14 protein-coding genes are annotated in these 11,451 nt (G+C 64.9%); 10 read left to right on the top strand and 4 right to left on the bottom strand.

The genetic code is table 11. The features are described from left to right. Nucleotides 1-698: 698 nt before the first annotated feature. Together EV671_RS25960 and EV671_RS25955 are read right to left on the bottom strand one after the other, a co-directional pair. Nucleotides 699-1,094, bottom strand: a complete 396-nt coding sequence (locus tag EV671_RS25960; protein ID WP_132576797.1) for a hypothetical protein — start codon at nt 1,092-1,094, stop codon at nt 699-701. A gap of 112 nt (nt 1,095-1,206) precedes the next feature. After that, nucleotides 1,207-2,136: a LysR family transcriptional regulator gene (locus tag EV671_RS25955; RefSeq protein WP_165917742.1), complete on the bottom strand. Its 930-nt coding sequence runs from the start codon at nt 2,134-2,136 to the stop codon at nt 1,207-1,209. Nucleotides 2,137-2,265: 129 nt separating this feature from the next. On the opposite strand from EV671_RS25955, the gene EV671_RS25950 reads away from it, so the two are divergent. The 5 genes from EV671_RS25950 to EV671_RS25930 are packed head-to-tail and all read left to right on the top strand — an operon-like array spanning nt 2,266 to nt 6,253. Beyond that, complete coding sequence (locus tag EV671_RS25950; protein ID WP_132576795.1) at nt 2,266-2,961, top strand: hydrolase; 696 nt, start codon at nt 2,266-2,268, stop codon at nt 2,959-2,961. A 24-nt stretch (nt 2,962-2,985) separates the two neighbouring features. Beyond that, the gene (locus tag EV671_RS25945; protein WP_132576794.1) at nt 2,986-3,252 is read left to right on the top strand and encodes a DUF1427 family protein; all 267 of its coding nucleotides are present in this window, start codon (nt 2,986-2,988) and stop codon (nt 3,250-3,252) included. Next, the gene (locus tag EV671_RS25940) at nt 3,253-5,130 is read left to right on the top strand and encodes an amidohydrolase (RefSeq protein WP_132576793.1); all 1,878 of its coding nucleotides are present in this window, start codon (nt 3,253-3,255) and stop codon (nt 5,128-5,130) included. It begins immediately after the preceding gene. Nucleotides 5,131-5,132: 2 nt separating this feature from the next. Next, nucleotides 5,133-5,561, top strand: a complete 429-nt coding sequence (locus EV671_RS25935) for a DoxX family membrane protein (protein WP_132576792.1) — start codon at nt 5,133-5,135, stop codon at nt 5,559-5,561. Then, a complete protein-coding gene (locus tag EV671_RS25930) occupies nt 5,558-6,253 on the top strand; it encodes a YoaK family protein (protein ID WP_165917741.1) in 696 nt (231 codons plus the stop codon). Before EV671_RS25935 ends, EV671_RS25930 begins: the two co-directional genes overlap by 4 nt. A 498-nt stretch (nt 6,254-6,751) precedes the next feature. Here EV671_RS25930 and EV671_RS26925 read toward each other — a convergent pair whose 3' ends face one another. Beyond that, complete coding sequence (locus EV671_RS26925) at nt 6,752-6,892, bottom strand: hypothetical protein (RefSeq protein ID WP_165917740.1); 141 nt, start codon at nt 6,890-6,892, stop codon at nt 6,752-6,754. Between the two features lie 107 nt (nt 6,893-6,999). After that, nucleotides 7,000-7,254: a helix-turn-helix transcriptional regulator gene (locus EV671_RS25920; protein WP_132576798.1), complete on the bottom strand. Its 255-nt coding sequence runs from the start codon at nt 7,252-7,254 to the stop codon at nt 7,000-7,002. Nucleotides 7,255-7,444: 190 nt separating this feature from the next. Here EV671_RS25920 and EV671_RS26920 point away from each other — a divergent pair, with 190 nt between their 5' ends. From EV671_RS26920 to EV671_RS25900, 5 genes are all read left to right on the top strand, one after another. Next, nucleotides 7,445-7,750 (top strand): hypothetical protein, encoded by a 306-nt coding sequence (locus EV671_RS26920; RefSeq protein ID WP_165917739.1) that lies wholly within the window; start codon nt 7,445-7,447, stop codon nt 7,748-7,750. Next, nucleotides 7,747-8,352 carry a transposase gene (locus EV671_RS25915; RefSeq protein WP_165917738.1) on the top strand — a complete coding sequence of 202 codons (606 nt, stop codon included), beginning with the start codon at nt 7,747-7,749 and terminating at the stop codon, nt 8,350-8,352. The genes EV671_RS26920 and EV671_RS25915 overlap by 4 nt, the downstream gene beginning before the upstream one ends. Nucleotides 8,353-8,367: 15 nt before the next feature. Next, nucleotides 8,368-8,841 carry an RNA polymerase sigma factor gene (locus EV671_RS25910; protein WP_132576789.1) on the top strand — a complete coding sequence of 158 codons (474 nt, stop codon included), beginning with the start codon at nt 8,368-8,370 and terminating at the stop codon, nt 8,839-8,841. Nucleotides 8,842-8,843: 2 nt separating this feature from the next. Next, nucleotides 8,844-9,881: a FecR family protein gene (locus EV671_RS25905; RefSeq protein WP_243655894.1), complete on the top strand. Its 1,038-nt coding sequence runs from the start codon at nt 8,844-8,846 to the stop codon at nt 9,879-9,881. A 541-nt stretch (nt 9,882-10,422) separates the two neighbouring features. After that, on the top strand, nt 10,423-11,442 hold the full coding sequence (locus EV671_RS25900; protein WP_132576788.1) for a type IV secretory system conjugative DNA transfer family protein: 1,020 nt from the start codon (nt 10,423-10,425) through the stop codon (nt 11,440-11,442). Nucleotides 11,443-11,451: the final 9 nt, after the last annotated feature.

Here is an 11,451-nt window from a genome sequence, read left to right as displayed (position 1 = left end):
GAGTGTTGCTTGCTTCATGCGAGCATCATCCCGACGCAGCGCTCACCTTGCCACCTGATCAACCCGCAAGGCGGACCTTAATCAGCGTAGCCTTAACTTCCAATCGAACTCGACCCGAGTGCCTTGCTTGCCTTGAGCCACGGCTGACTGGTCCATCATTTGGATTCCACCAGCGCGAGAAGCCAAGAACATCCGGGCCGCAAAGGTCTGCTTCGAGGCATCGAGATACGGTGTCTGTGGGACCGCAAAGGGTTGAGAGCGATCAGCCAACGGCCGTCAATGGAACCACACCCGGCATCGCATGGTCATCGCTACGGCGGCAAGGCGAGCCACCCGAACCGGCCGCCGACACAGTGCCCCGCGGTAGGCGGCAATGACCGGAATCTGCTGAACGGCGGAGGTGGCGGTACCTGCTGCGCTTCCAGATGGGGCATTCCGGCCAAAAAAAGCCCCGAAGCTGAACCAGCTCGGGGCATGAATCCATCCGGGTGGATGGAGGAGACAACTGACTGGTTTCGACAATGCAGGTTGCGTGCCAGGCATTCGGATCGGTCGGCGCGAAGCACTTTGCCAGCCGCAGCAGCCTCGGTGACTGCCTCTCCAGGTGCCGCGTCACGCGCATCGCGGTCACATGCGCATGGCGCTTGTGACCAGCCAGGATGACCAGCACCAGCGTGCCTGTTCGGCATGCCGACGCTCTACTCGTCGTACTGTTGGCGCCACGACTGCGCGTCAAGGCGCTCGATTGCGGCGTTCATTTCCGACTGCAGGCTGTGTGCGTCACCTTCCACACTGTCGCGCATGGCCTCGAAAAGGTAGCTGGCGACCACCGAGCCGACGGCGTGCACCGAGTCATGCCTGGATAAGCCCTGTGTCTGCAGGCGCGCGATTGCACGCACGGTTGGGCCAAAGCCCATGGCAACCTGGTTTTCAACAACGACGTGTATTGCGGCGTGCACCTTGGCATTTCCAGACCGCTGGCGATACAGCGTGTGGAATGCTGAAACGACGCGGATTCGTTCTTGCTCAGGCAACTCCAGCCATGTCGTCGGACTGGGCGCCATCTCGGGGTTGTAGAAGGACTCGCGAGGCATGGCGTGAGTGCAATGTGCAGGTGCGAGGCTGTGCTGGCTAGCTGTTCATGTAGAGCGTGGCGTGGCGGGTCGCAAGCAGTGGGGACCGGGCCTGAAAACCAACACGATATCGTCAGGGGCTGCGCTTCACAACCAACGCTTCCGCCAGCCGCGGACCGAAGAACTCCACGAAGGCGCGAACCGCCGGTGAGGAGCGAGCGGTGCTGGCGTAAAGGGCGAAGACGCCGATGTCGGGCGTCACCAGCCAGTCTTGCAGTACGTGATGCAGGCGTCCGGCGGCGATGTCGTCCTGCACCATGAAGGCGGGCAGCACCGTGAAGCCAAGGCCATCGATTGCGGCGCGCAGCAGCAGGTCGCCATTGTTGGAGCACACCGGCCCCCGCGTCGTCACGCTGAGGACCTTGACGGGGGACTCCACGTCGGCCGGGCGGAATTGCCAGGGCAATGCTGCCCCAGCCTCACCGTATTGCAGGCAGGCCAGACGCGACAGCTGGTCCGGGTGTGTAGGTTCTCCCACTGCGGCCAGATGAGCCGGAGAAACGATCAGCCAGCGCGGTGCAACGGCGATGGGGCGCGCGACCAGGTCAAGCTGCTCGGGCAGCTGGGCAATTCGCAGCGTCACGTCTGCGCCGGTCTTGGCTGGGTCGGCGAAGCGGTCGTCCAGGTCGATGCGCAGCTGCACCTCGGGGTAGGCCGCATGAAAGCCCGCAACCAGTGGCGCGAAGTAACGCTGGCCAAAGCTCATCGGTGCATTCACACGCAGGGATCCGCGCGGTGCGCCGCTGAGCCCGCGCAGTTCTCCCAAGGCCTCGTCGAACATCGTCACGATGGCCTCCGCACGGCCGATCAGAGCCTCACCGCCGCTGCTCAGTGTGATGCGGCGGGTGCTGCGCGCGAACAAGGGTGCGCAAACTTCCGATTCGAGTGCGGCGATCTGCTTGGAGACCTGATCGCGCGTGAGGTCGAGCTTGCGGGCGGCGGCCGAAAAGCTGCCCAGGCGCGCGGCCTCGACGAACACACGGAGGTGGCTGATGCGATCCATGGTGCGCATTGTCTTTGTATTAGAGACAAATGGTTGCCGCCGAGCTGGCTTCTCGGCGGGGCATCACTTACGAAGAATGCGATCCCAGGCGTTTCGAAGCGTCCTCACCAAACCCTGAAGGAAGTCATCATGAGCAACCCGAAACTTGAAGTCCTGACCCCGCAGAATTCGCAGCTGATCTTCATCGACCAGCAACCGCAGATGGCCTTTGGCGTGCAGTCGATCGACCGCCAGACGCTGAAGAACAACGTCGTCGGCCTGGCCAAGGCTGGCAAAGCCTTCGGCATCCCGACGACCATCACGACGGTCGAGACGCTGGGCTTCTCGGGCCCGACCTACCCCGAGCTGCTCGCCGTCTTCCCTGAGGCGCCGCTGTTGGAGCGCACCTCCATGAACTCGTGGGACGACCAGAAGGTGCGCGACGCCTTGGCGCGCCACGCCGGCCAGGGCCGCAAGAAGATCGTCGTGTCGGGCCTGTGGACCGAGGTCTGCAACCTGAGCTTTGCCCTCTCGGCGCTGAACGACACCGACTACGAGATTTACATGGTGGCCGACGCCAGTGGCGGCACGAGCAAGGACGCGCATGACTACGCCATGCAGCGCATGGTGCAGGCCGGCGTGGTGCCCGTCACCTGGCAGCAGGTGCTGCTGGAGTGGCAGCGCGACTGGGCCCGCAAGGACACCTACGACGCGACCATCAACATCGTCAAGGAGCACAGCGGCGCCTACGGCATGGGCGTCGACTATGCCTACACCATGGTCCACAAGGCGCCCGAGCGCGTGAGCCATGGCCCGGTGCTCGCCCCTCAGCCGGCCGGCCAGTAAACCCGAACGCCCGGAGCATCCGCCATGAAGGTCTATCTCCTGTCCCTGGCCGCTGGCCTGCTCGTTGGCGTCATCTATGCGCTGCTGCAGGTGCGCTCGCCAGCGCCGCCAGCCATCGCGCTGCTGGGCTTGCTCGGCATGTTGGTGGGCGAGCAATTGGTGCCACTCGCGAAGCGGACGCTTGCCGGCGAGCCCGTTACGCTCGCCTGGTTCCACAGCGAATGCACGCCCAAGATCACCGGCGTGGCCGCGCCACAGGCGCCATCCACGCCCGCCCACAAGGAGAGCTGAATGGACGCTGCCGACCTCATTGTGCTGAACGCACGCATCGAGACCTTGGACCGGGAACGGCCGCAGGCCGAGGCCCTGGCCATCCGTGGGGGCCGCTTCGTGGCCGTGGGTGAAGGCGGCGAGGTCTTGGCCCTGCGCGGCGCCGGCACACGTGTCATCGACGCCCGCGGCAAGCGCATCATTCCCGGGCTCATCGACAGCCACATCCACCTGATCCGCGGCGGCCTCAACTTCAACCTCGAGCTGCGCTGGGAGGGTGTTCCCACGCTGGCCGATGCGATGGCCATGCTCAAGGAGCAGGTCGACCGCACGCCGGCGCCGCAATGGGTCAGGGTGGTCGGGGGCTTCAGCGAGCACCAGTTCGCCGAGAAGCGCCTGCCGACTCTCGACGAACTGAACGCTGTCGCGCCGCACACGCCGGTCTTCATCCTGCACCTCTACGACCGCGCGTTGCTCAACGCAGCGGCGCTGCGTGCGGTGGGCTACGACAAGGACACGCCCAACCCACCTGGCGGCGAGATCCAGCGCGACGCCGCAGGCCGACCGACCGGCTTGCTGCTGGCCCGCCCCAACGCGGTCATCCTCTACTCGGCCCTGGCTCGCGGCCCCAAGCTCGATCCGGACGACCAGATCAACAGCACGCGGCTCTTCATGCGCGAACTCAACCGCCTGGGCGTCACCAGCGTGATCGACGCCGGCGGAGGGTTTCAGAACTACCCCGAGGACTACCAGATCATCGACAAGCTCGCCGGCGACAACGAGCTCACGATCCGCATTGCCTACAACCTCTTCACGCAGAACAAGGGCGCGGAGCTGTCCGACTTCCAGCGCTGGAGCGACATGCTCGCGCCACTGGCGGGCAGCGAGATGTACCGCCACAACGGTGCCGGCGAGATGCTGGTCTTCAGCGGCGCGGATTTCGAGGACTTCCGGGAACCGCGCCCGGAGATGCCTGCCGGCATGGAGCCCGACCTGGAGGCCGTCGTGCGGCTGCTGGTGCAAAAGCGCTGGCCGTTTCGCATGCACGCGACCTACGAGGAAACCATCAGCCGCGCCCTGGATGTATTCGAGAAGGTGAACCGCGAGATCCCCTTCGACGGCCTGCACTGGTGGTTCGACCATGCCGAGACCGTCAGCCTGCGTTCTATCGACCGCATCAAGGCGCTGGGTGGCGGCATCGCCGTGCAGCATCGCATGGCCTTTCAGGGTGAGTATTTCGTCGCTCGCTACGGCGCCGAGGCAGCGCGCGCCACGCCGCCGGTGCGCCGCATGCTGGACGCAGGCTTGCCCGTGGGCGCCGGCACCGACGCCACCCGCGTGGCCTCCTACAACCCGTGGACGAGTCTCGGCTGGCTCGTCACCGGCAAGACGGTGGGTGGCATGCGCATGTATGGCGAGGCAAACCTGCTCGACCGCCACACCGCGCTGCGTCTGTGGACGAGCGGGAACACCTGGTTCAGCCACGACGAAGGCCGCAAGGGCCAGATCAAGCCCGGCCAGCTCGCCGATTTCGCGCTGCTCAACCGCGACTACTTCAGCGTGCCCGAGGACGAGATCGGCGGCCTCTACGCCGAGTTGACTGTCATGGACGGCCGCGTCGTGCACGGCAGTGGTGATTTTTCAGGGGAGGCGCCGCCCTTGCCGCCCGCGTCGCCCGACTGGTCGCCCGTCAACCGCTTCGGCGGCCATTGGCACGCCAACCCGGCCGCAGGCCTCTTCACCCGGCCGTCGGCGGCGTCGACCCGCAGCCTGGCCAGCTGCTGCGCCTCGCCTTGCGGCGTGCACGGACATGCCCATGATCGGGCCTACACGGGCGGCGTCCCGGCCGACGACCGCGGCTTCTGGGGCGCGCTCGGCTGTGCTTGCTGGGCGTTCTGACCATGGCGGCGCTTTCCACTGCTTCGCCGTCCCCGGTCCGCACGCTGCAGCGCGCTGCATTGCTTGCCTTGCTGGGGCCCTACCTCATCAGCGGCGTTGTCAAGCTGTTCGACTGGGCCGGCGCCCAGGCCGAGGTGGGAGCGCTGACCGGCTTGACCCCGGGGCCGCTGCTCGCGCTCGTCGCCGCCGGCGTCATCGGGCTGCAGCTCGGGGCCAGCGCCTGGTTGCTCTCGGGGCAGCGCGGCGCGTGGCTCGCGGCCCTGGCGCTGGCCGGCTTCACACTGGCGGCCACCTTTCTCGCCCACACCTGGTGGCAGCTGCCGCCGGGCGCAGACCGGGCGCATGCCTTCAATGGTTTCTGGGAGCACATCGCGCTGGTTGGAGCGCTGGCCTTTGCCGGCGTCATCAGCTACCGGGAGGACATCGCGTGACGCCGACGAGCGCTCATCGCCGCCGGGCCGCGCTGCTGGCGCTCGCGGCAGCCTATGTGGACACCTGCGGCTTCATCGGCCTGTTCGGCCTGTTCACCGCACACGTGACCGGCAACTTTGTGCTGATCGGCGCGGAGCTGGTCAACCACCACGACCAGATCCTCACCAAGCTGCTGGCGCTTCCGATCTTTCTGGTCAGTGTTCTGCTGACCGCTCAGGTCGAGTTCGTGCTGCAGCGGCGCGGCAAGCCTGCGACGGCCTGGCTGCTGGGCGCCGAGGCGTTGTTCATCGCCGCCGCGGCTTTCGCCGCAGGGCGTCTGCCTGCACCTGGCCGGCCTGACGACCTGGCGACCATGTCGCTTGGCTTCACGCTCATCGCCGCCATGGGCGTGCAGAACGCGCTGATGCGCACCAGCCTGGCGGGCCCGGTACAGACGACGGTAATGACGGGGAACGTGACGCAGACCGCCATCGACCTGCTGGCCCTGGCCGCTGGCCGCGCAGACGCCAGCGCACGCACTCGGATCTACAACGCGTGGCCGGCCATCCTGGCGTTTGCGGCCGGGTCGGCGCTTGGTGCGGCGGGCTACGCTTGGGTCGGCTTCGACTGCTTGTGGTTGGCCGCGGTGCTGGTCGTCGCAGCTGCACTGGTCGTGTCTGGCCAGACAGAGAAGGTCACGTCGGGCGCGTAGTCGCTGCCTTGGCTAGGGCAGGCCGAATCACAGCCATTTGGCTTCGGCGGTGGGTGACAAGTTCACCTTTGTCACCGTCTCCAGCTGAAGCGAAGTAAGCGTGGCGCCACGGCCCTCTTGATTGCAGATCGGGTGGCAGCCTTCGGCTATTCAGCGTCTGCCAATCCCTGAACGTCGCCCTCACGCTCGACCAGAGCCAGCCATCGATCCAACTCTTCTCGACTGGCGCTGAGCATTCGAGGCGCCAACGTCCGATCATTGGCCTTGGCCAACATGTTGTGTAGCCCGAGATATGCGACCAGCAAGTAATGCATGGCGGCCAACAGCCCGTCGCGCTGCTCGGGATGCTGGGCTACCAGTCCCCTTGCCAGTACGAGCAACAGCACGTGCCAGCCCACTGAAATTCAAATCTGCCTTATCGGAGTGTCCGAAAAGACTTGACCACGACAGGTCGTCGTTCATGTCATTGGGATGGGAGCTTGCGGACAGTATCAGGCGTTAGACGTCGAGCACGTGACGCAGCAGTTCGAAGCCGACACGCCGGTTGCGGCCGTCCATGGCTTGCAGTGTGGCGGTGCGACGTTTGATGCGCGTGACCGTGCCAACCTGGGCCACACCTTTGCCGTCATCGAAGGTCACCTTGTCTCCGACTTTGAAGGCGACGGTTTCGCCCGGGCTCTTCGCGCACACTGGTCTTGCTCACCGAGATTGAGTCGCTCAGCAGCACCAGCTAATCGACAGAACCTTCATTCGTCATCGAGTCCGGTGAACTTGGCCGGGTCGACCAGGTCACGCAGGGGAACGCCGATGGCCCGCGACAACGCATCCGCGTTATCTATGGAGATGTTGATCGAGCCCCTTTCAACACGACTCAAGTAACCGCGGGGCACGCCTGCTTCGAGAGCCAGGCTCTCCTGTGTCAGGTCCTTGAGTCGCCGTGCGCGACGCAAATTCCTCGCAAACACTTCGCGCGATGTCGGAGCTGGCTTGGTCCTGGGCATGGCCAGCAAGCATCAATTTTCAGCAACTTCGTTTCCACAATCTATGTGACACATTTGGTGCTCTTTGTGGTTCAATTGGTGTGGTGCGTAGGTCGACATGAGCACCATGAATCGCTGAATGCATGATGGACAGCACTTCTTGATTCACCCAGGTCGCCTGCAAAGCGCCGTTCGAACTGAGGAGCCCGTGATGAACATCCCTTCAGTCACTCAATTCAGGCCGTCAACCCCGCCTCTGTGCCGCTCCTATGTGGCCATCTTCTTCAACCATATCTCGGTGCAGTTCAGCCCAGCGGTCGGCGTCTTCGGCGCGCAGGCCGAGCCGATGCTCAGGGCGGTCGGCGCGCTGTCGGACAGCCTGCCCGACTATCTGGGGGCCTGGCCGTGTTCTGGCCCGAAGCGCCCGCGATGGCTCGCCATCGTCGATGGCCTCAGGACCCGCGGTGTCGAGCGGATCCGCTATCTCGTCGGCCCGGATTGCAGGAGCAAGCGATGAACGTCTCCCTGATCAACGCCGAGTCTGAACTCGAACCGCTCTGCCGTTCGTACGTGTGCGCGGCCTTCGATGTGCTTGGGTTCCGGGTTCATGGCGATGCCGGCGTTCGCACCGTGCAGCTGCTCTGGGCTGTTGGTGTCATGTCGGACCACGCACCACACTTTTTGGGTGCCTGGCACGTGCAAGAGCCCAAAGACGCCTGTTGGCGCGCCATCGCCAGCGACGTTCAGGATCGGGGTGTCGTACGGTTGCGCATCGTGATCGGCCCGGATCCGGTTGAGATCCAGGCCGCCATGGCTCCCCGCTACCGTTACAACGCGGTCTTGCCGGCGTCCGCGACCCTGAACCATCCCGATGTCGGGTCGACCTTGCTTGGCCATCGCCGGTACGTCGAGCGGGCCGTGGAAGTTAGCGCTTCTCTGAGCCCGCGTCTGAAGCGGGCTGTTGTGCGCCACGGCCCCTTTGTCAATGCAGCGGCTGCTGCGGCGCTGCTGCGTCGATCGGCCGAACGCTATCTCTCGCGCGCTTGGCCTGAGTCTCCTGAGCCCGCGCGGGCGGTGCGCTCGTCGGCCTCATTGGCTCTGAGTGCGGCGGTCGGCTGACCCCGTCTTCCTGCCGTGGACATCAAGAAAACCTTCGCCAGCGTCCGTGCTGCCTTGCTGCGCCGCGGGAGTTCGGCCCAGGATGCCGACGACTTGGTCCAGGAAGCGTGGGTGCGGCTGGCCGGGTACCAGCGCGAACAGGAGGTCGCGCAGCCCGAGGCGTTCATGATGCGTACCGCGCTGAACCTCTCCATCGACGTCCACCGCGCGCGGATGACGCGCGGCTGCGAGGTGCTCGTGGAGGACGCGGTCATCATCGATCTCGCGCCCACCGCCGAAGATTCGATGCTCGCCAAGGAGCGAGTCGCGCGCCTCAGCGCGGGCCTGGCTCGCCTGAGCGAGACAAGCCGCGCCATCCTGCTGTCGCATCGCCTGGACGGCCTGACCTATGGCGAGATTGCGCGGGCTCGAGGCGTGAGCGTCTCCACCGTCCATATACACGTCGCCAAGGCCACCCTTCAGCTCACCAGCTGGATGGAAGACTGGTAGCCGTGCCGTCGGACGGAGCGTCGGACGCGCCGGAGAACGCGGGAGGGACGCAGCCGGTTGTCACGCCAGAGATCGCCGCCGAGGCTGCGGTCTGGATCGCACGCCTGCACGGGCCCGATCGCACGCCCGACATGGACCGCGAGTGCCTGGCGTGGCAGGACCGCTCGGCGGCGCATCGGCTGGCGTTCGAGCGCTGCAGCGACACCTGGCAGGACGTTCGGGGCCTTGCTCTCGCTGCGCGCGCTGCGGCCGTCGATAGCTCGCGCCTTGAGGCGCCCAAGCCTGCCCGACGTGCCGCGCTTGTTGGCGCAGCGCTGGCCAGCGTCGGCTTGTTGGTGTGGCGTCCCTGGGCGTCCGCTGATTTGTACGAAACGGGTGTCGGGGAGCAGCGCGCCGTCATGCTGCCGGACGGCACACGCGTGACGCTGAACACTGCGACCCGGGTGCGCGCTACGCTGACCCAGGCGAAACGCGTCGTCCAGGTCAGTCTCGGCGAAGCCCTGTTCGAGGTTGCCAAGGACGCCACTCGGCCGTTCGTGGTCCAGGTGGCCGATGCGAACGTGACGGCCACCGGTACGACATTCCTGGTCCGTGCCACACCGCAACGCGGAGACGAGGCATTCGATGTCACGCTGATCGAAGGCCAGGTGATCGTGAACCAAGCCGGCCGCGCTGCGCACGGCCGCTCGGTCGAGCAATTCGTGATGGAGCCAGGAGAACGTCTGCGTGCCCGCTCTTCAGGGGGCGGCGCGTCTGATGCGTTGGGTGCGCGACTGGATCGGCCGAAGCTCGAGAACCTCACCGCCTGGAAGCGCGGGGAGGTGGTGCTTGACGACGTTTCGCTGGTCGATGCGGTTCTTGAGATGAACCGCTACAGCAAGCTGCCAGTCGTCATCCTCGACATGGACACGATCGGCAGCCTGCGCATCAGCGGCATCATGCACGCGGGAGACAGCGAAGCATTCGCGCGCGCTGTTGCAAGCCTTCATGGTCTGAGCGTGCGAATGACTGACAGGCGTATCGAACTCGACACCAAATAGCTCGGGACGGGCTGTGCGGGAGGTCGTGGTGATGCGGCTCGGCCACGAATTTGAAAGAGATTGAAACAGCTGGCTGGCGCAGATTTGGGGTCAGAGCCCATGGACGTTTGAGGCGCCAAAAATTTCGACGTGGTGCCGTCCTGGGTTTCCCTATTCCCTATGGCGCGTCGTCGCAGCGTCGCTGCAAACGTTCGGTCGTGGATCGCTCAGGCGCTGTCTGACGGTTGATCGAAATATCGCCGGGCGTTTCAAGGCGTGGCGTCCCTGGGAATGCATACATCTGGACAGTTAGTCGTCGGGCGCCTGCAATGACCGTGCGGCCAGGGTGCTGAGATTCCACTGATCGATGGCGCGGAGCTGGCCGAGGGAGCAGACATGGTCTCGACCCGAGATTCAGTCGAAGCGCTGTTCGGTGCAGAAAAAGCAATCGCTGTGTCCGTGGTGGGAGTTGGCGTCTTCGCCTGCCATCCGTCGGGCTGCGGTGGTGAATCCTGTTGCGAACTGCGCTGATTTCGCGGCACGGGCATTTGAGGAGTGACGTATGAATTCCTGGTTCTCAGGCCGCAAGATCTCGGCGGTCGTCTTCGCCTCTGTTGGCTATGCCGTGCTCGCTGGCCTCGCCATGTACTTGGCCGGCTTTTCGTTCCTCGTGCTTTGCAAGGCGAATCCGACACAGGCAGGTATCACCAGCATCTTTAACTATTGGAAGTGGTATGGAGACGATGCGAAGCTGCGGCCGCGGTTGCAGCTGGCATCGGTCGCTGCGGGCGTGGGCCTTCTCGTCCTTGTTCCAGGGGCAATGGTGGCGGCAGTCCGTCCCCGCCGCTCCCTGTTCGGCGATGCAAGATTCGCCAATGCAGCAGAGGTTCGGCGAGCTGGCCTTTGCGGTGGGGATGGACCTTCTATCCTGTTGGGTCGGTATCGACGGAAATACCTCTCGCTGCAAGGTCAGCTGTCGGTGATGCTGTCGGCGCCAACGCGAAGCGGCAAGGGCGTGGGCGTCGTGATCCCCAACCTGTTGAACTTCCCCGATTCGGTCGTCGTGCTCGACATCAAGGGCGAGAACTACGCGATCACGGCTGGATTCCGATCCAAGTACTCCAAGGTCTTTGCGCTCTCGCCTTTCGACAAAGACGCGCGCAGCCATCGATGGAATCCGTTGTCCACGGTCCGAGACGACCCGCTCCATCATGTGGTCGACTTGTTGAGCATCGGGCAGGTGCTTTTCCCGAGCGAAGGCGCGGGTGTGTCGGAGACCTTCTTCAACGACCATGCCCGCAACATGTTCCTCGGGCTTGGGCTGTTGCTGCTCGAAACGCCTGAACTTCCGCTCACCATCGGCGAAATGCTCCGGCAGGCGTCGGGGAAGGGGCGTCCCCTGGCGGACCATCTCCAGGCGATGCTGAGCGAGCGTCGCTACTCGGAAGCATGCGTGAACGCGCTGCAGCGGTTGCTGTCCAACTCGGAAAACACCACCCCGATGGCCACCCCAAACTGCTCCACTCGTGGCCACCCAAACTGCTCCAGGCAGGACGCGGGGATTATGTGGGGTCCGAGGTGATGAGCAGGC

The organism is Roseateles saccharophilus (assembly GCF_004342485.1).
GTDB lineage: Bacteria > Pseudomonadota > Gammaproteobacteria > Burkholderiales > Burkholderiaceae_C > Pelomonas > Pelomonas saccharophila.
This window is presented reverse-complemented; position numbering and strand designations above follow the sequence as displayed.

What these genes read in the sequence shown, in the direction of transcription:
- EV671_RS25950 (WP_132576795.1), top strand. Translation starts at nt 2,266, where the DNA reads ATGAGCAACCCGAAACTTGAAGTCCTGACCCCGCAGAATTCGCAGCTG.
- EV671_RS25960 (WP_132576797.1), bottom strand. Translation starts at nt 1,094, where the DNA reads ATGCCTCGCGAGTCCTTCTACAACCCCGAGATGGCGCCCAGTCCGACG.
- EV671_RS25900 (WP_132576788.1), top strand. Translation starts at nt 10,423, where the DNA reads ATGAATTCCTGGTTCTCAGGCCGCAAGATCTCGGCGGTCGTCTTCGCC.
- EV671_RS25945 (WP_132576794.1), top strand. Translation starts at nt 2,986, where the DNA reads ATGAAGGTCTATCTCCTGTCCCTGGCCGCTGGCCTGCTCGTTGGCGTC.
- EV671_RS25935 (WP_132576792.1), top strand. Translation starts at nt 5,133, where the DNA reads ATGGCGGCGCTTTCCACTGCTTCGCCGTCCCCGGTCCGCACGCTGCAG.
- EV671_RS26920 (WP_165917739.1), top strand. Translation starts at nt 7,445, where the DNA reads ATGAACATCCCTTCAGTCACTCAATTCAGGCCGTCAACCCCGCCTCTG.
- EV671_RS25955 (WP_165917742.1), bottom strand. Translation starts at nt 2,136, where the DNA reads ATGGATCGCATCAGCCACCTCCGTGTGTTCGTCGAGGCCGCGCGCCTG.
- EV671_RS25920 (WP_132576798.1), bottom strand. Translation starts at nt 7,254, where the DNA reads ATGCCCAGGACCAAGCCAGCTCCGACATCGCGCGAAGTGTTTGCGAGG.
- EV671_RS25940 (WP_132576793.1), top strand. Translation starts at nt 3,253, where the DNA reads ATGGACGCTGCCGACCTCATTGTGCTGAACGCACGCATCGAGACCTTG.
- EV671_RS25915 (WP_165917738.1), top strand. Translation starts at nt 7,747, where the DNA reads ATGAACGTCTCCCTGATCAACGCCGAGTCTGAACTCGAACCGCTCTGC.